We start from the raw sequence: 21,317 nt of genomic DNA, 5'->3' as shown, positions 1-21,317 counted from the left end.
GGACGTAGGACGCTTGACGGGCAGGCACCAGTTCGTTCCAGGGTGAATCCGACCGGTACGGGCCGTGACGGGGTCGGTGCCGCTCCGGAGGCGCGGCGGCCGGTCCTTCGAGGCGGTGAGTCGGACATGACCAGAGACCGACGGCGGGCGGTCGTGACGGGTGTGCTGTTGATCCTGGCCACCGGAAGCAGCCTGTCGAGCGCACCATTCCTCGCTCCGCTGGGTGCCTCGGACTACCTCACGCAGGTCGCGGCGCACAGCACTCGAGTGGAGGTGGGCGCGTTGCTGGCCTCGATCGCCGCGCTGACCGCCCCGGCGATCGCCGTCGCGCTGTACCCGGTCGTGCGGCGCGTCGGCGAAGCCCGCGCCCTCGGCGCCGTCGCGTTCCGGGTCATCGAGGGCATGTCCTACCTCGCGAGCGCGATGCTCGTGCTGTCGCTGGTGACGCTGAGCCGCGACTACGTCTCCGCCGGACGGCCGGACACGCCGGATTACCGCCCGGTCGCGGGCACCGTGCTGTCCGCCTATCGAGTACTGGGCAACGTCGCGCTGCTGCTGGCATTTGCCGTCGGCGGCCTGCTCTACTACCTGGCCTTCTACGAGGGACGCCTGGTGCCGCGCTGGCTGTCCGGCTGGGGCATCGTCGGCGTGGTTCTGCTGTTCGGGGCCGGGGTGCTGGTGACCCTGCGCGTGATCGCCCCCGAGTCCGCCACGCAGTTCGCGCTCGCCGCCCCGATCGGGGTGCAGGAGATGGTGCTCGCGGGCTGGCTGATCGCCAGGGGCTTCGCGGTAGCGCCGTCCGAATCGAATCTCTCACCCGCCGTCGGTGCGGGGTCAGCGGCCAGGACCGGTGGCCCGGAGGGCAGAGAGGTAGATCCTCGTCGCCCACGACTCGGCCATCCCGATGGCGCTCGCGAACCCGTCCCGGGGGTACGCCATGAACCACACTGACGTGACCTACGTCGATGCCCGGCCGTCAGCGCGCACCGTTCTCGCCGCGCTCTGGACCTCGACGCTGTTCGTGTTCGCCTACGTCGACATCTTCACCTTCTTCCGCGCGGATGTGATCAAGGGCGCGCTCGCCGGCAAGGTCGCCGGCCCCGGGTTCGAGATCGATCAGGGCTACCTGCTGCTCACCACGGTCTACATCGTCGTGCCCAGCTTGACGATCGCAGCGACCATGCTCCTGCGGGCCGACGTCGCGCGGATGCTGAATATCGTGATCAGCGGCCTGTACCTCGCATCGATCGTTGTCTCGGTCGTCGGTGAGCACTGGGCGTACTAACTGCTGGGCAGTGCCGTGGAATGCGCCCTGCTGTTGACGATCGCCTTCGTGGCTCGGGGCTGGCCGCGTCGGTCGGCGCCTCTCCACGGGGGCGTCGGGTCGGACCGTGCCGGCACGACGTCGGCGAAGTCGCAGGAGCGCTGACGACCCGCCCGCTCGGTCAGAACGTGAAGCGGGTGCAGTCGGTCGGGAAGGCGAACCAGGCCAGCGCCCGCTTCGGGGTGATCACCCGCAGGCCCCCGCCGCCGTCGCCGGCCCACGAGTCGGGGCCGGGGGCGTACTCGGGGTGGTACTTCGCGAAGGCGGCCGAGATGCGAGCGCCGAGGCTGTCGGGGTCGGCGGTCGTCGCCATCGAGTCGCCCTCGACGATGACGACCTCGGTGCCGCTCTCGAGAGTCAAGGTGCAGGCCGGATTGTGGGTCAGGTTGCGCACGTGGCGGGTGGTCGGCGCGCCGTCGTAGTAGAAGCGGCCGTCGACCCACACACCCCAGCGCGGCACGGAGTGCGGCGTGCCGTCGGGCCGGACGGTGGCCAGCCAGTAGTGCTTCGACGCCCGCAGCCGGGCCTCGACGTCGGCCCAGCTGAGCAGCCCGTCGGTGGTCGCCGGCAGCCCGTAGCCGTCGGGCATCGTCGGACGCGAACTCCGCGGCGTGTCGGTCATGGCGCGAGGTTAGCTCCGGACGCCGACAAACGGGCGCCGGATCAGTGCCCCGCAAGGGAATCGAACCCTTGCCATCGCCCGTGCTGTACTGCCGATGCCTGCCCGATCAGGGGCGGGCCGTGTCCGTTTCTCGCCGGTGTCCGTGTTGTCCGACTGCGCATCCAGGGGAGGCTTGCCCCCTCAGTGTGCCGCTCGCCCGGCGTGATCACCCGAGGCGTTCGGCGGGGGCGGCGCGGGCTCTTCGGCACCGACGGCCCAGGTCGAAGCGACCTCAGGCGTAGACGTAGCGCGCCACGAAGTCGTTGCCGAACCGGCGCTCCGGGTCGTGCCGGTCGGCGAGGGCGCGGAAATCCGGCAGGCGCGGGTAGATCGACTCGAACGTCGACCGGTCGGCGGCGAGGAAGACCTTGGCCCAGTGCGGCCGCGCGTCGAGCGGCCCGAGCGCGCGCTCGACGGCCGCCAGGGCCGGCCGCACGAGGTCGAAGTCGGAGACCCAGGTGAAGTGGGCGGCGACGGTGTCGCGGCCGTGACACGGGCTCAGCCAGAGGTCGTCGGCGGCGATGGTGCGCATCTCGAACACCTGCAGTGCCCCGGCGAAGTCGGCGGCAGCGGCGCGCAGCGCGGCCAACCCCGCCCCGGCCCGGTGACGCGGCAGGAAGTACTCCGACTGGAGCTCGTCGCCGGTGCTCGGGTTGTGCGACGGGTCGAAGTGCGGCAGCCGCTCGTGCCACGGGCCGACGGCACCGAGTTGCGGCGACGTGCCGGTGGCCGCCAGCCCCGGCGTCGGGTGGCGCTCGCGGTCGGCCGGCGTACCGAGGAAGGCCGCCGACGGCGGTGCGTCGCCGCGGCTCTTGCACCACACGAGATCGAGCACATCGGGCCGGGCGAAGTCGCTGAACAGGCTGACGCTGTACGCCGCGGCGAAGATGTCGTCGACCCGCTCGGCCGCCCGGTCGAGCGGCAGGTCGGTGAAGACGTCCTGCCGCATCGAGTAGGCCGGCTCGAGCCGCAACGTCATGCGGGTGGCGATCCCGAGCGCGCCGAGGGCGAGGACGCTGCCCGCGAACTCGGGCTCGCCGAGCGCGCAGCGCACGAGCTCCCCGTCGCCCCGCACGAACTCGACGCCGACGACCGCGCCGGCCAGGTTCCGGTTGCGGTCGCCCGAACCGTGCGTGCCGGTGGCGCAGGCGCCGCCGACGGTGATGTGCGGCAGCGACCCGAGGTTCGGCAGGGCCCACCCGCGCGCGTCGAGGTCGGCGGTCACCTCGGTGTAGCGCGCGCCCGCCGGCACCGTCGCCGTCCGCGCCTCGGCGTCGATGACGGTCGGCAGCGCGAGGTTGCGCAGCGACACGAGCGTCCCGGTCGTGTCGGCCACCGGGCTGAACGAGTGGCCGGAGCCGACCGCGCGCACCGCCGCAGCTCCGGCGACGATCGTCTGCAGTTCCTCGACCGACTCCGGTTCAGCCAGCCGGGTAGCCGAGTAGGTGATGTTTCCGGCCCAGTTCTGCACCGTTCGAGACTCCCATGATCGTGCGGCGGGCGGCAGTCACGCGGTGTCGAACGGGATGGTGCCGGAGACGTAGCCGGGCACCGATACGGTGCCGGTGGGGAGCACGGCGTCCCACTCCCAGCCGTCGGGCGTGTTCACCCGGTGGGCCGGGACGGTGAGCGAGAACGGGGCGTCGGTGTGCCCGACCTGGATCCCGTTCACGGTCACTGTGCCGCTGAGCGTCGCCGCGCTGACCGCGTCGACGGCGTGCACGGTCACCATGACGGCGCGACGCGTGGGCAGGATCGCTGGGGTGACGGAGACCGTCATCGACGGCTGCGGCGGGGCCGGCACCACGACCGGCGTGTCCGGGCTCGTGTCGCCGAACCAGGTGACGAGTTCCTGGACCATCCGCCACGCGAAGTGGTACGTGCCCGGCGTCGACGGCACCGTGACCGGCACCGTGAACGTCACCTGCTCGCCCGGGGCGACATCGTTGGGCAACTCGACGCGGTTGGTGCCCCACGTCGTGTTGTCCTGCGGGCTCTGCGCACCGAGCCGGAACGGGTTGGCGCCGCCCGACGTCCAGGTCGTGCCGCCGATGTTCTCGAAGGTGAGCTGCGCGCTCGTCACCGCGCCGGGAGGCTGCGGCGAGGCGATGCCGCCGCCGACGAAGAACGCGTTGGACGGCAGCGGCGTCGTCGGCTCGAGCGCGGCCGGGTTCGAGAACGCGTAGGTGGTGCGGAAGAACCCGCGGATCGAGCCGGAGATGTTCACGTTGTGCGTGATCGGCGACGTGTGGGTCGGGTTCGACAGATCGAGGCTGAGCCGCACGTCGTCGGCGCCCGTCGGCGAGGTGTTCGGGTCGTAGAGGTGCAACGTGAGCACGTTGCTGTCGTCGACGTCGTACGCGTAGGCCAGCACCTGATGGTTGTGCCCCATCATCGACGGGTCGGTGGTGTACACCGTCACGAGGCCGAGCGGCGACAGCACGCCGGCGTCGATGTCGGCCTTCACCCTCGGCCACTCCTCCATGATCGTGTGCCACGCGACACCGCGACGGACGAACATCCACATGCCGGTGTCGTGGTCGGGTGTGTTCATCCAGTCGTAGTACTTCAGCACGCCACCCGGGATGTCGAAGCTGGCGAACAGCCGCGAGACGAGGTAGTTGAACAGCGGAGTGCCCTGCGCGGGGTTCGTCGTGTCCGGGATCGGCGGCAGCGCGGCACTGAACACGTCGATGACCGTGTAGACCATGCCGCCGCACAGGCCGTTGCTGGCGTCGCCGATCGGGACCTTCCCGAGCGGGCTGACGTCGATGATGATGTCGGGCTCGCTCGGCCACGCGTTGGTGAAGTGCAGACCGTTCACACTGGCCCGGAACCCCGGGACCGCATTGTGCTGTGCCATGACGTGCCTTTCGTTGCCGACGACGGACACGACAGCAGAGCCTCGGCCGGCCGGCGTTGATACGTGCCCGCGCCGACAACAGTGCCCCTGGCCGGTCCTCCCGGCCAGGGGCACTGGTCACTGCTTACCGGTCGGCGTCAGTTGCCGCCGTCCGCCGACGGGATGTAGGCCCCGGGCACCTGATCGGGCGCGACGATCGCGCGCTCGCCGGGATAGGGCTTCGTCCACCCGTGCGTCTCGTACCACGTGAGGTGGTTCATCTGCTCGGGGTTCGCGTAGTCGGGCGTCGCGCTGCCGCCGGTGAGCCGCTGGTGCGACTGCCACTGCCGCCACTGCGCGGCGACCTTCTGCTCGCTCGCGGGCACCGCCGTCGACGGCTGCGCCGCCGCGTACTGCGGAGCCACGGTGTCGACGCCACAGGAGGGCGGCGTCGACAGGCCCAGGGTCAGCGAGGTGCGATTCGGCACCGCTGTGAACGGCGTGTAGTTCGCCTTGGCGGTGAACGCCGCGCTCATCGGGGTGGCCGCGGTGTCCTTCTGGTTCATCGGGTGGATCCCGAGGATCTGCTCGATGGTGCGCATCATCGTGATCTGCGAGTAGTAGTGGCTGTCGACCACACCGTGCCGCGCGTACGGGCTGATGATCTGGATCGGCGCGCGGTGGCCGTCGACGTGGTCGAGACCGGCCTGGCTGTCGTCCTCGACCACGAAGATCGCGGAGTCCTTCCAGTACTTGCTGTGCGAGATGCGGTCGACGATCTTCCCGGTGGCGAGGTCGTTGTCGGCCACCTGCGCCGCCGGGCTCAGCGGGCCGCCGGTGTGGTCGCTAGAGAGCCACAACATGTTCAGGTCGGCCGGGCCGTTCTTCTCGAAGTCCTGGTTCCAGATCTCGTAGCGGTACTGGTCCGGCACCGAGGTGTCGAACTTCGGGAAGCCGGGCACCGAGACGCTGTTGAGCGACGGGATCGGCGAGGACGACATCATCGGGTAGGCGCTGGGCTGCCCGGTCGCGTCCATGTTCTTGGCGTCGCAGTACAGGTTCTGCCACGTGGCGCCGGCCGGCTTGGTGAGGAACTGGTGGAACTCGCCGAAGTCGCGCACCGACTTGCCCGCCGCCTGGGCCCCGCTCCAGATGAAGCCCGAGCTCTGGTGGCCGAGCGCGTCGTCCTCGGTGTCGTAGCTGCGCAGGTACTCACCGGCCGAGGACTCGGTGTACTCCGGGTCGTCGGCCTGCATGAGCCAGTTGTGCCCCTCGGCGGAGTTGGTGCCGATGTCGTAGGTGTTGTCGTAGAGCCCGAACTGCTGGGTCAGCGCGTGCTGGTTGGGGGTCACGTTCTCGCCGAACTGGGCGAGCGCCGGGTTGCCGTTGCCGCTCGCGATGTCGCCGAAGTCCTGGTCGTACGTGCGGTTCTCCTTCACGATCAGGAAGACGTGCTTGATCGTCGACGGGTCGCCGAGCCGCTGCGGGACCGGCACCGGGGCCACGTTGCCGTGCCCGGTCGCGTAGCGCACCGAGTTCGGCGTCCAGCCGTTCTGCCGGAAGACCTCGGCCGTGTCCCGCCGGACGACCCGATCGGACGGCAGCGTGAAGCGGGTCAGGCTGGACGTCGTGTCGTGGGTGCCGTGCCCGGCGTTCGTCGTCGGACGCAGGGCGCCGATGCCGCGGGTGTTGGACACCAGCACCTGGCCGCCGACGGTGGCGACCGCGGTCGGGAAGTAGTCGGTGGGCAGCAGGCCCACGTAGCTCGCCGGCTCCTGCGCGCTCGTGTAGCGGTAGACCGCGACGGCGTTGGCCCGGCCGAGCGTGACCAGCAGGTGGCCGTCGTCGGTGAGCGTCACGCCGTCGGGCTCGTAGCCGATCCTGGCCTCCGGCCAGGGTTGGGTGGCGATCGTCTGCACGACCTTGTCCTTGGCCGTGTCGACGACCGACACGGTGTTGCTGTTGGTGTTGGTGACGAACAGCGCGCCGCCCTTCGCGTAGAGCGCGGTCGGGTGCAGGCCTACGTCGATGCTCGTCGGGGTGGCCGCCGGGTTCGCGAGATCGATGACGCTGACGGTGCCCGTCGTGGTCGAGCCGGTGACCGGGCTGGCCGGCACCTGGGTGTTGTAGGAGTTCAGCGTCGAGTCGCCCGGCCGGGCCGGGCGCCCGCCCTCGTTGCCGACGTAGATCTTGTCGCCGACGCGGACGAGGTCGCGGGGTGCGTTGCCCACCGCCCAGCTCTGGCCGAGCGCGCCGGTGGCGGCGTCGATCGCGACGACGCGGTTCTGGCCGTTGATCGCGGCGTAGACCGTCGAGCCGTCGGCCGAGAAGACCGCCTGGGCCGGCAGCCCGTGCTTGGGGCCGTCGGCCGGGATCGGCACGAACGTGGGTGCCCCGACGCTGCCGTCGGCGTTGACCGGGAAGCGGCTGTAGCCGTCGGTCTGGGCCATCCACAGTGTCTTGCCGTCGGGTGAGTACGAGGGCCCCTCCTGGCCGACGTCGTTGCCCTTGATCTTCAGGTCGGCCGTCGCCGAGTTGCCGACGAGTTGCTGCACCTTCCAGCTCTTGAGGTCGACGATGGTCAGCGCGATGCCGCCGTCGGTGGTGAGCGCGGCCAGATGGCTGCCGTCGGGGCTGACGGCCGAGGCCATGATCTTGCCGTTGTTGATGACGAGGCGGTCGCCGACCGGCTTGATGTACTGGTCGTCGGCGACGACCTGGCCCCTGTCGGTCACCTGGCCGACCTGCTGGGTGCCGAACTGGTGGGTCGACGCGAGGCCGATCCCGGAGCCGACCGCGACGAGCGCGAGACCGGCGGCGCCGGCGGTGACGAGGCGGGTCCGGCGGCCGCTGCTGCGGTCGGGGGTGCCGGAATCCTTCTCGTCACGCCGATAGTGGCGCGTTACCTGCATGGGTCATCCCTTCGTGGTGGAAAGCAGACCGACATTGGCGTCGAACTGCCAGAGGGGGTTCGGTTCGTCCCCGGTGGGGGTCCGCACGGGGTAGTAGCCGTTGACGTCCTTCGGGCCGTCCCCGTCGGCGGTGAAGCGGCCGTCGGACTTCACGTCGAGCTGGTAGATCGCGGTGCCCTGCGCCGCAACGCGCGGCAGGTGCCAGGTGACGACGCAGCGCCAGTCGTTGCCGGATCCTTCGGCGGCGATCAGCCCGTCGCCCTTGTCGCACGACGAGGTGACCGCGAGCCGCGCCTCGGTGACCGCCGGCCGGTGCAGTAGCGCCGCCTGCAACCGGTACAGGTGGCCGAACGCCACCGAGACCGAGCGCTGCACCTTGGCCTGGTCGATGCCCGAGCCCGAGGCGGGGCTCACCGCGGCGACGACCGCCACGGTGGCGCCGAGCAGGGCGATCAGGGGTAGCGCGCCGGCGGTGACGGCCCGCCGTCCGGAGCCGTCGTGGCTCAGGCTGGTGAAGTCGCGCCGCACGAACACGACGTAGGCCAGGGCGGTCGCCGCGACCGCCCACACCAGGCTGACCGCGACGCCGACGAGCAGCGGACCGAGTTGCCCCGGAACGGTGAACAGACCGTTCCAGGCGACGAAGGCGTAGCCGGGCAGTGAGAGCCGCACCGCGACCGGCAGCGGCAGCATCTGGGCGAGCTGCATCGCGAGTGCCACCGCGGTGGGCAGCAGCAGACCCATCGGGGAGCCGCCGAGAGCGACCGAGCCGAGCAGTCCGATCGCGGCCAGGGCCAGGGTGGGCGCGAGCACGGCGAGCCAGGCGAGCAGCACCTTGCCGGCCGCGTCGCCCGGGGTCAGGAGGTGGCCGTCGAGGCCGACGAGCGGTCGGTTTCCGACGGTGAGCAAGCCACCCAGCACGCTGGACGTCGCCAGCCCGACGACGACCAGCAGGATCACCGACAGGCTGGCCAGCGCCTTCGCCACGAAGATCCGCCGGGTCGAGCGGACAGCCACCAGCAGATGGCGCCAGGTGCCGAGCCGGTCCTCGGCGGCGAACACGTCACCGGCGACGACCGAGGTGACGAGCGGCAGCGCCCAGGTGCCGCAGAAACCGAGCATGACGAGCGCGCCGGCCCAGCCCGTGGTGTGCATCCATCGGCCGAACAGGGTGTCGGTCGGCAGTGACGACTGCTCGCTCACGAAGGCGATGAAGACGGCCGGCGCGAGCCAGCAGGCAAGCAGCAACAGACGGACGCGCCATTGGGAAAGCAGCTTGACCAATTCGAAACGGTAGCCGCGGCCGACCGGTACGCGCGTCGCGACCGGTGTGACAGTCGTCCGTTCGAGGGTGGCGGTCATCGGTCGCCCTCCTGCTCGGTGAGGGCGAGGAACGCGGCCTCCAGCGGCGACACCACCGGGGCGATCTCGCGGATCGCGATGCCGGCGTTCACGAGCCGTACGACGAGTTCGTCGAGGGCGGGAACGGCCGTCCGGACCACGAGGTGTTCCGAGTCGGCGCGGCCCGCCGGCGTGCCGTCGTCGACGACGCGGAGGCCGGGCAGGTAGCCGGTGAGTTCGCGGGCGCCGTCCGGGTCCGAGGTGAGGATGCGGTAGTCGAGCTCGCGGCTCTCGGCCGACAGCTTGCCCAACGGTCCCGAGAACACGACCCGTCCGGTGGCGAGGATGGTCACCTCGGAGCACAGGGCCTCGAGGTCGTCCATCCGGTGGCTGGACACGACCACGGCCGAACCCCGCGCCGCGAGACGGGTGAGCACGCCGAGCACCTGCCTCGTGCCGGCGGGGTCGAGGCCGTTGGACGGTTCGTCGAGCACCAGCAGCCGCGGCTCGGTCAGCAGCGCGGCGGCCAGGCCGAGCCGCTGCCGCATGCCGAGGGAGAAACCGCGCACCCGTTCGTCGGCGACCGCGGTGAGCCCGACGTCGCGCAGCACCTCGTCGATGCCGGCGGTGCGGGCGGCGCGGCCGCGGAGCCCGGCCAGGGCGGTCAGGTTCTGGCGGGCGCTGAGCGAGGGGTACAGGCCCGGGCCGTCGACGAAGCCGGCGACGCCGTCCGGGACGGCCAGCGCCCGGCCGACCGGCGACCCCAACAACTCGAGGTGGCCCCGGTCGGCGACGGCCAGGCCGAGCAGCAGCCCGAGCATCGTCGTCTTACCGGCGCCGTTCGGCCCGACCAGGCCGTGGATCTCGCCCGGCGCGACGTCCAGGTCGACGCCGTCGAGCGCCACGACGTCGCCGAAGCACTGGGTGATGCCGCGGGCCCGCACAGCGAGGGTGGGTTCCATGCCTGCCTCGTTTCTCGACATATCGCGAGAAACGTAGAGCGGGTGAACGACCCAAAAGGTGCACTTCGGCAAACAGCGGAGGAACGCCAGCCGACCGGATCGCGCCACCGGCGGCCGCGTAGCCTGATCGCGTGGCGGGGCGTTGATCAGGTTGTCCGATCCCGCCGTCGCCGTCGCCGCACCGTCGCCCCCCCAGATCACGGCCGGGGTGCGCAGCACCTACATCGCCTTCGCCGGCAGCGGGTTCGCCTTCGCCAGCTGGGCCTCGCGCATCCCGCAGGTGCGTGACCACCTCGACCTGACCCCGGCCCAGCTCGGCCTGGTGCTGCTGTCGATCGCGGCCGGGTCGGTGATCGCCCTCCCCCTGGCGGGTCCGGTCATCCACCGCCTCGGTTCGCGCTACACCGTCGCGGCCATGGCCCTGCTGCTCGGGGTCGGGCTCGCCACCGTCGCGATCGGCTACCTCGTCGGGATCGTCGTGGTGGTCATCGGGCTGTTCCTGCTCGGGTTCGCCAACGGCGCGTGGGACGTCGCCATGAACGTCCAGGGCGCGCTGGTCGAACGGCATCTCGGCCGCTCGATCATGGCCCGCTTCCACGCCGGCTACAGCCTCGGGACCGTCGCGGGCGCACTCATCGGCGCCGTCCTCGTGGCCGCGCACACGCCGGTCAGCGCCCATCTGGCCGTCGTCGCCGTCGGCGTCGCAGCGATCGTGTGCTGGGGCACCCGCGGGTTCGTCCACGACAGCGCCGGCCTGGACGAGCCCGACGAATCGACCCCGCAGCGCAGCGCCCTCGCCGCCTGGCGCGAACCTCGCACCCTGCTCATCGGACTCTTCGTGCTGGCGTTCGCGTTCGCCGAGGGCACCGGCAACGACTGGATCAGCGTCGCCACCATCGACGGCTACCACGCCGCGCCCGCGGTCGGCACGCTCGCCTTCGCGGTGTTCCTGGCGGCCATGACGATCGGACGCTGGTTCGGCCCGGGGCTGCTCGACCGGCACGGCCGGGTGGCCGTCGTCCGGCTGCTGGCGGGTGTCGGGATCGCCGGCACGCTGCTGTTCGTCTTCGCTCCGGCCACCCCGCTGGCGTTCGCCGGCGCCGTGCTGTGGGGGTTGGGCGTCTCGTTGGGGTTTCCGGTCGGCATGAGCGCCGGCGCCGACGAACCCCGCCACGCCGCCGGGCGCGTGAGCGTCATCGCGTCCATCGGCTACTGCGCCTTCCTGGGTGGCCCCCCCGCCGTCGGCTTCCTCGGCGACCACCTCACCGTGCTGCGCGCGATCACCGCCGTGGCCGTGCTGCTCGGCATCGCCGCCCTCATCACCGCCGTGGTCGCGCCACCCGCCGGAGCGGACGAGACCGCCTGATGACAATGAGCGGTCCGAGACCGCTCAGAGGCAGCGTCGCACGGCGTCGATGAGCGCCCGCCACCGTGGATCGCCACCGGGGCCGATGTCGCGCATCAGGCTGCACACGTACCCGAAGCCGACGCGGTGCTCGGGGTCGGCGATGCCGAGCCGGCCCCCTGCTCCGGTGTGGCCGAACGTGGTCGGCCCGAAGCCCGGCATGCCGGGCGAGGCCAGCTGGTAGCCCAGCCCGAATCGGATGTCCGGCCCGGCGGTGCCGCTCTCGACCAGGGTCTCGACCTCGTCGGTGCGAGGCCGGGTGACCAGCGCGAGCGTCTCGTCGTCGATCAGCCGGGTTCCGTCCACCGGTTCGAGCAGGGCCGAGTACATCGTGGCCAACGCCCGCGCGTCGGTGATGGCCCCGATCGCCGGTCGCTCCGCGGCGTAGTGCTCGCGGACCTCGTCGGCGTCGGAGAAGTCCGGGTCCATAGGTGGGTTCTCGCGGAGGAACGCCTGTCGCTGTGCCGCGTACGACCCGGGTTCGGGCGTGGCGTCGTCGTCCGGCTCCATCGGACTGGTGTCCTCCCAGTGCCCGGGCACGACCCGGGGCACCAGGTTCTCCGGGAGGCCCATCCACATGTCGACCCCGAGCGGCTCGGCGATCCGTTCGCGCACGTGTCGTGCGACGGAGCGTCCGGTGGCGCGGCGCACGATCTCGTCCAGGAGCGTCCCGTAGGTCACCGGGTGATACGCCATGGCCGTGCCCGGCGGCCACAGCGGCGTCGCCCCGGCGAGCGCCCGGGTGACCGCCGGCCCGCGGTGCAGGTCCAGCCCACGCAGACCGGTGCCCAAGGGCGGGTACGGCAGGCCAGCGGTGTGGGAGGCCACCATGGCGACGGTGACGTCGCCCTTGCCGGCGGCCGCGAACTCCGGCCAGTAGGCGGCCACCCGTTCCTCGGGGTCGAGGTCACCCTGCTCTACGAGCAGCGCCAGCACCGTGGCCGTGATGCCCTTGCTGCACGAGGCGACCATCATGAGCCCGTCCACGGGCATCGGGCGGCGATGGACGACGTCGGTTCCGGCGACGAGGTCGACAACCTTGCGCCCCTGGTGCACGACGGCGACCGCCGCAGCGTCCTCACCCGGATCGGCGAGGGTCCGCCGGAAGGCGTCGGCGACAGCGCCGAACCCCTCCTCGACCCCGCTCGGCTCCACGATTGACACGGTGCGCCTCACCGCCTTCCCGCGCAACCGACCGGTCAGCGCAGCAGCGCGGTCAGGTCGTCGACGTACGTGCTCCCGTAGCGCGTGAGCGGGACGACGTAGGTCCCCTCGGTGATCTCGTTCCACGAGATCAGGGTCCAGCCGTCGGGGTGCGACGACGCGTTGCCGTCGAACAGAGTGCGCAGGGTCCGGCCGTCGTCGCGTGGGACACAGGTCTTCGTGCCGTAGAGCAGCATCGCGTTGTAGCCGGGCGTGAACGGAGCGAGCCAGGTCTTGGCGTGGCCGTCGGGATTGCGGACGGCACGCACCTTGGCGGCGAACCGCTGGAGCGTGGCGAAGGAGGTCGAGTTCCTGACCGGGTTCTGACTCGACCAGTAGTAGCTGGTGCCGTCGAGGTACTGCTCGCGGGCGGCGTCCCACGTCGAGGGCTTCTCGTCGCCGAGCAGGTACATGCGTGAGCGCATCGCGCGCGACACCGCGGCGAGGTCGGCGTCGGAGTACTTCCAGGTGCCGGCCATGACGACCTCGGGCCGCGGCGAGAACGTGTGATCGAGCGCCGGGTCGTCGCCGTAGCGCGACAGGTAGTAGGCGAAGTCGTTCGTGAATTGGGCCGGCGTCAGATGCCGGGCCGACGACTGGTAGTTGAGGATGATCCGGAACGGGGTGCCGGCCGCGTTGACCTGGTGCACCGCGGCGAAGACGTACCCGAGCCGCCGGTTCAGGCTGGTCGACGTCGGGCTCTGGACGGCCGCCCCGGAACCGACCCAGTTCACGATGAACCCGGCGAGTCCGGCGGCCGCGGCCAGGCGCACGTCGCGGACGATCGTGGCCGGGTTGTCCTGGTCGTAGGCGAGCCCGGGGCTGATGTCGGTCTCGACGTTGCCGGCGAACCGGTTCACGGTGCCGCACCCCGACGCGTCGAGCGTGGCCGGCAGCGGCGGGGCGGGCGCCGTCACCGGGTAGGCCGACCCGAGATGGCTCGTCCAGTGGTGGTGGTCCCACCACAGGTAGTAGATCGCGAAGACCGGTGCGTGCCGGGTCGTGGGAGCTTTGGATCCGGTTGCCCCTGGAGTCGTCGATCCGGACGCCACCGCGGCCCGTGAACCCGCACGGGCGTCGACCCCGTGTCCCGTCCTGCTGCTGGTGCATCCGCTCGCCGCCGCGGCCACGGCCACCAGCGCGACAGCGCCGATCCGGGCCCGGAGCGGCCGCCCCACCATCCGAGTTTTCATGTCCTCCCCTCCCGGCCCCAGTCGATCATGCGTTTGGCGGAGCTGTCCTCATCCGTTTGACCGACGCGGAGCGGATGACGAAATCCAACACTGGGGCCTACCCCCACGCGAAACGCCGCGTCCGCCGCTCCGCTCTAGGAGTCTCCATGGTTCTCGCTGCCGGCGTCCACAGGGCGCTTCCCCTCTCCTCCCGGATCGGCGGCGTCGCGCTGCTCGCCGTCGCCGGCCTGGTGGCGTCCGCGAACCCGGCGGCGGCCGTCGACACGTCGCCGCCGACCGAGCCGGGAACGATCACCGTCTCGGGTCTCACCTCGAGTTCGGCGGCGCTGGCGTGGGCCCGGTCGACCGACGACGTCGGCATCGAGGGTTACCGGGTCTACCGCGGTTCCACGGTCACGTCGATGAGCCTGATCGCCACGACCGACGCCGTCGCCTCCTACTCGGCGAGCCATCTCTACGCCAGTGGCTCCTACGTCTTCGGCGTCACCGCGATCGATGCCGCGAACAACGAATCGCCGATGCGCACCGTCGCCGTCACGACCCGCGCCGTGTCGGACTCGACGGCCCCGGCGGCCCCCAGCGGCGCCAGCATGACGCTGCACGCCTTCTCCTCGACCCGGATCGACATCACGTGGGGCGCGTCGAGCTCGAGCGACGTGTCCGGCTACCGGGTCTACCGCAACGGCGTCGAGGTCGCTCGGATCGCTCTGCCGAACGGGCTGCGCTACTCCGACAACGGGCTCGCCGCGGCCACGTCGTACGCCTACGCCGTGCGGGCCGTCGACAGCGCCGGCAACCTGTCGGCCGCATCGAGCGCGAAGGCCGCGACGACGCTGCCGACGGACACGGTGCTCATCGCCCGGGGGCCGTACGTGTCGAACACGACCGGCACCTCGGCCCTCGTGTCCTGGTGGACGAATCTCGCCACGACCGGATCGGTGACGATCGCCGGCCGGACGATCACGGACTCCTCCCGCCAGCACCACGCCGTCGCGGTGACCGGCCTGTCGCCCGCGACGAGCTATCCCTACACGGTGGCCGGCGGGAGCGTCACCGCCACCGGGGTCGTCCGCACCGCCGCGACGCCGGGGCAGACCTTCAGCTTCGCCGCGATCGGCGACTTCGGCGGCAACTCGATCGGCGAGAAGCAGAACGCCACGAACATCGCCGCGGCCGGTACCCAGTTCATCCAGACGTTGGGCGACAACATCTACCCCGCGGCCGGCCTGCCCGATCCGGGCTTCGGCCGCACCTACTCCGACTTCGACCAGCGCTTCTTCAAGCAGTTCGCTTCGGCGATCCGCAGCCAGACCTTCTTCCCGGCCAACGGCAACAAGGAGTACTACGGGAACGGGGAGTTCTGGTCCGCGTTCCCAATGCCCGGGACCAACCACAGCTGGTACGGCTACGACTGGGCCGACGCACACATCCTCGTACTCGACAGCGAGCAACCGGTCGCGCCGGGCACGGCCCAGTACGCGTTCGCCCAGAGCGACCTCGCCGCCCACCAGAGCGCCCGGTGGCGCATCGTCGCGATCCAGCGCCCGCCCTACAGTTCGGCCACGAGCAACTCGAGTTCCCAGCCGGTCCAGCAGTACCTGGTGCCGCTCTTCCAGGCGCAGCACGTGCAGCTCGTGCTGTCGGGCAACACGCACGACTACGAGCGATCGCACCCGCTGGTCGACGGCCGCCCGGTGTCGACCGGCGGCGTCACCTACATCGTCAGCGGCGGCGGCGGCAACGGCTTCAACCCGTTCGCGCTCGCCCAGCCGGACTGGTCGGCCTGTCGCGAGGCCGTGTACTACGAGTTCGCGAAGGTCACGGTCGCGCCGGATCACCTGACCGTGGAGGCGATCCGCGCCGACACGAACACGGTGCTCGACACCACCACCCTGACTCCCTGACGCAGCAGCGCGGCGGTTGCCCGGGGCAACCGCCGCGCTGTGACCAGTCGGCGTCGTGGACTCAGGTCAGCACGACCACCTTGTGCATGCCCATCAGCGCGTGCGGCATGCCGGTCATGTCATCGGCGACGAAGCACAGCAGCACGTAGGTGCCCTTGGGCAGCGAGTACGACAGCACCGCCCGGCGCCCGGGCGACTGGACGTCCATCCCCGCGGTCGGGCCGTTCACCGCGAACGGCGGCTGACCCTGCGCGCCGCTGGCGAAGTACGCCTGGATCTGGGCGTCGGTGGTTCCGGGCTTCACCGGCTGGAGATCCATGAAGTGCAGGGTGTCCGAGACGTTCGCGACGACGACCGACCCGCGCGCGTGCAGCCGGCCGGTGACGAGGAACCGGTCGTTCGAGGTCAGCCTCACCGTCGCCGCGCCCCGACCGGGCCAGTCGCTCGACTCCTCGTTCTCGCCCCGCACGACCAGGGTCTGGAGCTGCGGACCGTTCGGGCCGGGCGGCGCCGCGAGGTCGGCGACGTAGTACGTCGCCCTCGTCAGGTTCTCGGTCACCGTGACGGGCGTGCCCGGCACGACGTCGCCGCCGCCGTAGAAGCGGGCGTCGCGGGTCAGGTCGCGGGTGCCCTTGGCGTCGGTCGCCGGATCCGGCGAGAACTCCTCGGCGAAGTCCGCCAACACCGTCGCGAGGCTCACGCCCCGGGCCGGCCGGAACACCAGGACGTTGCTGCCGTTCGGGCTGGTCGTGTCGACCGTGATCCGGATCCGTCCGGCGTGGACGCTGTGCCGGCTGAGCGTGACAGCGCCGCCCGTGGCGTGCACCGCGAGCGAGGTCGTGTCGTGGCGCTCCGACGCCGCGGCGGGTGCGGCTCCGGTGGCCACACCTCCGGTCAGCGCCCCGATGGCGAGTACTGCGGTCAGTCCCTTACGCATTCGGTTCCTCCCCTTCACGTCGCCCCCGGGCGGGGGCTGGACACGGGGAGTTTGATCATCGGGACGGCGGAGGACAACCTCCAAACACATGAGTTCGGTCGGCCCGGAACCGGCCCGGGTCACCTCACGTCCGGCGGCCGGCGTTGTAGGCCTCCAGGATCAGCGACAGCAGGGCATCGAGCCCGGCGGGCGGATCGTCGTGCCACCAGGCGAGCCGCACCGCGATCGGTTCGGCGTCGAGCACCGGCTTGTAGAGGACGCCCTCGCGCGGGTGCTGGTGGGCGGTCGCCTCGGCCGTGATGCCGACCGCTTCCCCGGCCGCGATGCTGTTGAGCCACCGCTCGACCCCGTGGATCTCGCGCAGTTCGACCGGCGCCCGGTCCCCCGGCCAGAGCCGGGCGTCGGTGGTTCCCGTCCGCGAGTTCACCGCCACCACCCGACCGTCGAAGTCGGCGAGGCGGACGAATCGACGACGGGCCCACGGATCGTCGGACGAGATGACCGCCATGCGCGCCTCGGTGCCGACGAGACGGCTGTCGAAGCGGTCGTCGTCGATCGTCCGGCGCACGACGGCGACGTCGGCCCGGCCCTCCACCAGGCCGGCGGTGGGCGTGTCGGAAGGCACCAGGTCCAACCGGCCGCCCGGGTGCGCGGCGGCCCATCGGCGCTGGACGTCGGCGGTGCGCCGGCCGAGGGCCGACCACTGGTACCCGACCCGCAGGCTCGACCCGCTGTCGGTCACCGCCCGGGTGAGCGCATCGACCTCGGCGAGCACGCGCCGGGCGTGCCGGACGACGGCCGAGCCGGTGCCGGTCGGCGCGACGGTGCGGGTGGTGCGGCGCAGCACCCGCGCGCCGAGCGCATCCTCCAGTGCCGCGACCGCCCGCGAGACCGACGCCTGCGAGACGCCGAGTTCGATCGCGGCGTCGGTGAACGTCCCGGAGTCGACGACGGCGACCAGGGCTCGCAGTTGGCGCAGTTCCACACTCATACGCCAATCGTATAGCTGACCCGCTTGTTGCATTTCTCGAAATCGAGCTGGGCGCGCATCCTGCTCGGGTGAACAACTCCCGTCGCCGGTCCGCCGCCGGCGCCGCCACGCTCGTCGCCAGTGGGACGAGCAATCAGTTCGGCGCAGCGATCGGCGCTCACGCCTTCGGCGCGATCGGTCCGATCGGCGTGGTCGCGATCCGCCAGATCGTCGCCGCGCTGGTCCTGATCCCGGTCGCGCGACCGCCGCTGCGACGACTCCGCTGGGCCGAGTGGTGGCCGGTGCTCGCGCTGGGCAGCGTGTTCGTCGTCATGAACTTCAGCCTGTACGCGGCAGTCGACCGCATCGGCCTGGGACTGGCGGTGACGCTGGAGTTCCTCGGGCCGCTCGCGGTTGCGCTCGCCGCCTCGCGCACCCGGGTCGACCTCGCTGGTGCCGTCGGTGCCGGCGTCGGCGTCTACGTGCTCGTCCTGCCCGGGCCGAGCTCGGACGTGCTGGGTCTCGCGCTCTCCCTCGCCGCGGCGGCCTGCTGGGCGAGCTACATCCTGCTCAACCGGCACATCGGGACGCGGCTGCCCGGCCTGCAGGGACCCGCCGTGGCATCGCTGGTGGCGACCGTCCTCACCGTTCCGGTACTCGTCTGGCTCGCCGCCGAAGGACGGCTGACGGCGCCGGCCGTCGCGCTCGCCGCGGTGGCCGGCGTACTCAGTTCGGCCGTGCCCTACACCGTCGACCTGGTCATCCTGCGCCACGTCGCGCCCGGCCTGTTCGGCGTGATCATGAGCATGCAGCCCGCCCTCGCCGCGCTGGCCGGGCTGGTCGTGCTCGGCCAGCGGCTCGAGGGTCACGAGCTGGTCGGTATCGCGATCGTCGCCGCCGTCAACGCCGTTGCCGCCCGCTCGCACGCGGTCGCACCGGACCTCGACAGCGGCTCAGTACTCGCCCTTGATGACGAAGTAGGAGCCGCGGATCATCCCGGCCAGCTTCGACTTCTGCCGCGCGAACTTGAAGCGCGACGCGAGTTCCTCGGGCACGTCCATGCCGTCGGACAGCTTGAACCCGACCGCTCGCTTGGACCCGGCCTCGAGCCCGTACATGACGTTGATCGACAGGCCGGACTCGTAGAACACGTAGGTCATGCGTAGGCCGTCGACCTCGAACGACGTCGCCTCGAGCGGGCGCGACTCGATCACGATGTCGCGCTCCTCGGCCAGGACCCGGTGCACCAGGTCGACGGCATCCGCCGCCTCGCTCGCCGGCTCCACGGTGAAGACGTGGTCGTACTTGTTCTTGTAGTAGCGGGCCTCGTTCGCCCGCAGCCCGGCCAGCGCCTCGGCCACAGGCGACGACTCCAGCCCGACGGTGGACACGTTCTGGAAGTCGACGACGTAGGTCATGGCGCTCTCCCCCGCTGCGGATCCGATCACCGCACGCTACCCACTGCCCCACCAGGGACACCTCCCGTCCCCAGGTCGTATTGCGTGGTGATCAACCTGCGGAGACGACCGGGCTCGCTCGGCACCGGCCGCATGACAGGGTGGAGCGATGGCAGGAATCAACGGGCTGACCGGCTGGGTCGGCGTCGTGCTCGACGCCCCTGACGCGCAGGCGCTGGCGTACTTCTACCGCGACCTGTTCGGCTGGCCGCTCACCGACGACGACCCGAACTGGTGCACGATCCGGATCCCGGGTGCGCCGGCCAACCTGGCGTTCCAGGCCGAGCGGATCTATCGGCGACCGACGTGGCCGGCCGAAGAGGGCAGGCAGCAGATGATGCTGCATCTCGACATCGGCGTCCGCGACCTCGAGGCCGCGGTGGCCGAGGCCGTCGCGCTCGGCGCAGAGGTGGCCGTCCACCAGCCGCAGGACGACGTGCGGGTGCTCCTCGACCCTGCCGGTCACCCCTTCTGCCTCTATCTGGACCTCGACCGCTAGACCCTGGGTCGAACGGCTCAGCCGCCAGCCGCCGATCTGCTCTGCTCCTCCCGCCCGGTGGGTGATGTCCTGGAATCGACGGGCCGCGTCGCAGCCCGCGATCGGAGGCCGTGATGGTCAAGGCAGCGCCGCGTCGAGGCCTCGTGCTGGGCGCGGGTGGCGCGCTCGGTGGCGCCTGGATGGTCGGCGCGCTCCAGGCCCTGGCCGACGAGGAGGGCTTCGAACCGCGATCGGTGGACGTTGTCCTGGGCACCTCGGCCGGCTCCGTCGTGGCGGGCCTGCTCGGCTGCGGGGTGCCGGTCGCCGATCTCGCCCACCGCCTCGACACCTCGGACGAACCACACGTCGAGGGCACCGGGCCGGTGAACCCGTTCGACGTGCACGAGGCCCTCGCCACGGTGCCGCGGCCCGTGCTCCTGCCCGGCAACCTGCGCCTGGCCGCACGCACGATCTGGCGGCCCCACCGGCACACCTTACTGACCATGGCGGCCGGACTCGCGCCGCGCGGTCGCGGCGACCTCGGCGTCCTGGCCGAACTGATCGCCGAGGCGAACGCCGACGGGCCGGGTTGGCCCCGGAGGCCGCAGACGTGGATCGCCGCGATGGACTTCGACTCAGGCCGGCGCGTCATCTTCGGACGGGACGGGACGGCCGAGGTGCCGCTGCCCGATGCCGTGATCGCATCGTGCGCCGCGCCCGGGTTCTTCCCGCCGGTGCGCATCGGGGGCCACCGCTACGTCGACGGCGGAGCGGTCTCGATGACCAACGCCGACGTGCTGGTCGGGACGCCGGTGGACGACGTGCTCGTCCTCGCCCCGATGGCGACCTACGAACCGACCCGGCGCTGGTCGGCGGTGGGCCAGGCCGAGCTCGGGCTGCGCCGGCGGGTGACCCACCGGCTGGACATCGAGGTGGCGCGGCTCGTCGCCGCCGGGGTGCGGGTGCGGGTGCTCACGCCGACGGCCACCGACCTCGAGGTCATGGGGCTCAACGTGATGAACCCGGCCCGCCGCCGCGAGGTCTTCACGACGGCGTTGAGCACCACGCCCGAGCAGCTCGACCGGCAGCACAGCCTCCGCTGACCGACCGGCTGGGGCCGTCAACCGTCGCTGCCACCGTGGCTGCTGCCGCCGTCGCCACCGCCAGAGCTGTCGCCGCCGGAGCCGTCGTGATTCCCGTCGCGCCCGGAGCTACTGCCGCCGTGGTCGTCGCCCGGCTCGGAGGCGCCGGTCGACGCGGAGCTGGTGCGCCCCCCGTGGTCGTCGCCCGGCTCGACCGCGGTGCCGTGGTCGTCGCCCGGCTCGACGTGGATGCTCGACGGGGCCGACGGGTCGTCCGGTGAGGAGTGGTCGTCGCCGGGCTCGACCGGCGCGCTGGTGCTGGCGGCGGACGACGTGCCGTGGTCGTCACCGGACTCGACGGGCGGGCTGGACGGCGCGGCCGGGGTGCTGCTCGCGGCCGCCGAGGACGGCAGGTCGTCGGTACCGTTCCCGCCGCGGCCGTGGTCGTCGACGAGGCGGACGACGGGGGTGCGCACGGCCGGGCGGCCACTCGACCCGCTGCTCGCGAGCGCCGAGACGGTCGGGATCGCGATGCCACAGGCAGCGGCGGCGATGGCGGCGGAGATCGTGATGCGGTTCATGGCAGGGCTCCTCGGTTCGGTGATCGGGTTTGCCCTTACAGGTATGCCGGAGGTGGGGAACTAGC

The 21,317-nt window shown here is 71.6% G+C and carries 18 protein-coding genes and 1 pseudogene; 7 read left to right on the top strand and 12 right to left on the bottom strand.

Annotated elements, in window-relative coordinates:
* Window positions 1–126 precede the first annotated feature (126 nt).
* A complete protein-coding gene (locus tag VGN18_RS10650) occupies window positions 127–951 on the top strand; it encodes a DUF4386 domain-containing protein (RefSeq protein WP_327539663.1) in 825 nt (274 codons plus the stop codon).
* Window positions 938–1,285, top strand: a complete 348-nt coding sequence (locus VGN18_RS10645) for a DUF6326 family protein (RefSeq protein ID WP_327539662.1) — start codon at window positions 938–940, stop codon at window positions 1,283–1,285. Before VGN18_RS10650 ends, VGN18_RS10645 begins: the two co-directional genes overlap by 14 nt.
* A gap of 160 nt (window positions 1,286–1,445) precedes the next feature.
* Here VGN18_RS10645 and VGN18_RS10640 read toward each other — a convergent pair whose 3' ends face one another.
* The 6 genes from VGN18_RS10640 to VGN18_RS10615 all read right to left on the bottom strand — a co-directional run bounded on the left by VGN18_RS10640 (window position 1,446) and on the right by VGN18_RS10615 (window position 10,042).
* Entirely contained in the window at window positions 1,446–1,946 is a 501-nt protein-coding gene (locus VGN18_RS10640; protein WP_327539661.1) for a pyridoxamine 5'-phosphate oxidase family protein, read from the bottom strand.
* Window positions 1,947–2,217: 271 nt separating this feature from the next.
* On the bottom strand, window positions 2,218–3,456 hold the full coding sequence (locus VGN18_RS10635; RefSeq protein WP_327539660.1) for an FAD-binding protein: 1,239 nt from the start codon (window positions 3,454–3,456) through the stop codon (window positions 2,218–2,220).
* A 36-nt stretch (window positions 3,457–3,492) separates the two neighbouring features.
* On the bottom strand, window positions 3,493–4,848 hold the full coding sequence (locus VGN18_RS10630; protein ID WP_327539659.1) for an NBR1-Ig-like domain-containing protein: 1,356 nt from the start codon (window positions 4,846–4,848) through the stop codon (window positions 3,493–3,495).
* 137 nt (window positions 4,849–4,985) lie between these two features.
* Window positions 4,986–7,739 (bottom strand): alkaline phosphatase family protein, encoded by a 2,754-nt coding sequence (locus tag VGN18_RS10625; protein WP_327539658.1) that lies wholly within the window; start codon window positions 7,737–7,739, stop codon window positions 4,986–4,988.
* A gap of 3 nt (window positions 7,740–7,742) precedes the next feature.
* Window positions 7,743–9,101: an ABC transporter permease gene (locus tag VGN18_RS10620; RefSeq protein WP_327539657.1), complete on the bottom strand. Its 1,359-nt coding sequence runs from the start codon at window positions 9,099–9,101 to the stop codon at window positions 7,743–7,745.
* Complete coding sequence (locus VGN18_RS10615; RefSeq protein WP_327539656.1) at window positions 9,098–10,042, bottom strand: ABC transporter ATP-binding protein; 945 nt, start codon at window positions 10,040–10,042, stop codon at window positions 9,098–9,100. Before VGN18_RS10615 ends, VGN18_RS10620 begins: the two co-directional genes overlap by 4 nt.
* Window positions 10,043–10,193: 151 nt before the next feature.
* Between VGN18_RS10615 and VGN18_RS10610 the strand changes: the two genes are divergently transcribed.
* Window positions 10,194–11,408 (top strand): MFS transporter, encoded by a 1,215-nt coding sequence (locus tag VGN18_RS10610; RefSeq protein ID WP_327539655.1) that lies wholly within the window; start codon window positions 10,194–10,196, stop codon window positions 11,406–11,408.
* A 24-nt stretch (window positions 11,409–11,432) separates the two neighbouring features.
* On the opposite strand, the gene VGN18_RS10605 is transcribed toward VGN18_RS10610, so the two are convergent.
* Window positions 11,433–12,602: a serine hydrolase domain-containing protein gene (locus VGN18_RS10605; RefSeq protein WP_327539654.1), complete on the bottom strand. Its 1,170-nt coding sequence runs from the start codon at window positions 12,600–12,602 to the stop codon at window positions 11,433–11,435.
* A gap of 44 nt (window positions 12,603–12,646) precedes the next feature.
* Window positions 12,647–13,843 (bottom strand): hypothetical protein, encoded by a 1,197-nt coding sequence (locus VGN18_RS10600; protein WP_327539653.1) that lies wholly within the window; start codon window positions 13,841–13,843, stop codon window positions 12,647–12,649.
* 146 nt (window positions 13,844–13,989) lie between these two features.
* On the opposite strand from VGN18_RS10600, the gene VGN18_RS10595 reads away from it, so the two are divergent.
* Complete coding sequence (locus VGN18_RS10595) at window positions 13,990–15,747, top strand: hypothetical protein (RefSeq protein WP_327539652.1); 1,758 nt, start codon at window positions 13,990–13,992, stop codon at window positions 15,745–15,747.
* Window positions 15,748–15,808: 61 nt separating this feature from the next.
* On the opposite strand, the gene VGN18_RS10590 is transcribed toward VGN18_RS10595, so the two are convergent.
* Both VGN18_RS10590 and VGN18_RS10585 read right to left on the bottom strand, forming a co-directional pair.
* Entirely contained in the window at window positions 15,809–16,684 is an 876-nt protein-coding gene (locus VGN18_RS10590; protein ID WP_327539651.1) for a hypothetical protein, read from the bottom strand.
* A 124-nt stretch (window positions 16,685–16,808) separates the two neighbouring features.
* Entirely contained in the window at window positions 16,809–17,675 is an 867-nt protein-coding gene (locus tag VGN18_RS10585) for a LysR family transcriptional regulator (protein WP_327539650.1), read from the bottom strand.
* A gap of 311 nt (window positions 17,676–17,986) precedes the next feature.
* On the opposite strand from VGN18_RS10585, the pseudogene VGN18_RS21090 reads away from it, so the two are divergent.
* Window positions 17,987–18,490, top strand: a pseudogene (locus tag VGN18_RS21090) (EamA family transporter); the annotation flags it as partial.
* 117 nt (window positions 18,491–18,607) lie between these two features.
* Here the strand turns inward: VGN18_RS21090 and VGN18_RS10575 are convergent.
* On the bottom strand, window positions 18,608–19,072 hold the full coding sequence (locus tag VGN18_RS10575; RefSeq protein ID WP_327539648.1) for a phage tail protein: 465 nt from the start codon (window positions 19,070–19,072) through the stop codon (window positions 18,608–18,610).
* Between the two features lie 148 nt (window positions 19,073–19,220).
* On the opposite strand from VGN18_RS10575, the gene VGN18_RS10570 reads away from it, so the two are divergent.
* Complete coding sequence (locus tag VGN18_RS10570; RefSeq protein WP_327539647.1) at window positions 19,221–19,610, top strand: VOC family protein; 390 nt, start codon at window positions 19,221–19,223, stop codon at window positions 19,608–19,610.
* A 113-nt stretch (window positions 19,611–19,723) separates the two neighbouring features.
* A complete protein-coding gene (locus VGN18_RS10565; RefSeq protein ID WP_327539646.1) occupies window positions 19,724–20,692 on the top strand; it encodes a patatin-like phospholipase family protein in 969 nt (322 codons plus the stop codon).
* A 17-nt stretch (window positions 20,693–20,709) separates the two neighbouring features.
* On the opposite strand, the gene VGN18_RS10560 is transcribed toward VGN18_RS10565, so the two are convergent.
* Window positions 20,710–21,252: a hypothetical protein gene (locus VGN18_RS10560; RefSeq protein ID WP_327539645.1), complete on the bottom strand. Its 543-nt coding sequence runs from the start codon at window positions 21,250–21,252 to the stop codon at window positions 20,710–20,712.
* Window positions 21,253–21,317 lie beyond the last annotated feature (65 nt).

Source organism: Jatrophihabitans sp. (genome assembly GCF_036000465.1).
Classification (GTDB): Bacteria; Actinomycetota; Actinomycetes; order Mycobacteriales; family Jatrophihabitantaceae; genus Jatrophihabitans.
Note: the sequence above shows the minus strand (reverse complement) of the source record. Positions and strands in the feature narration are given on the sequence as shown.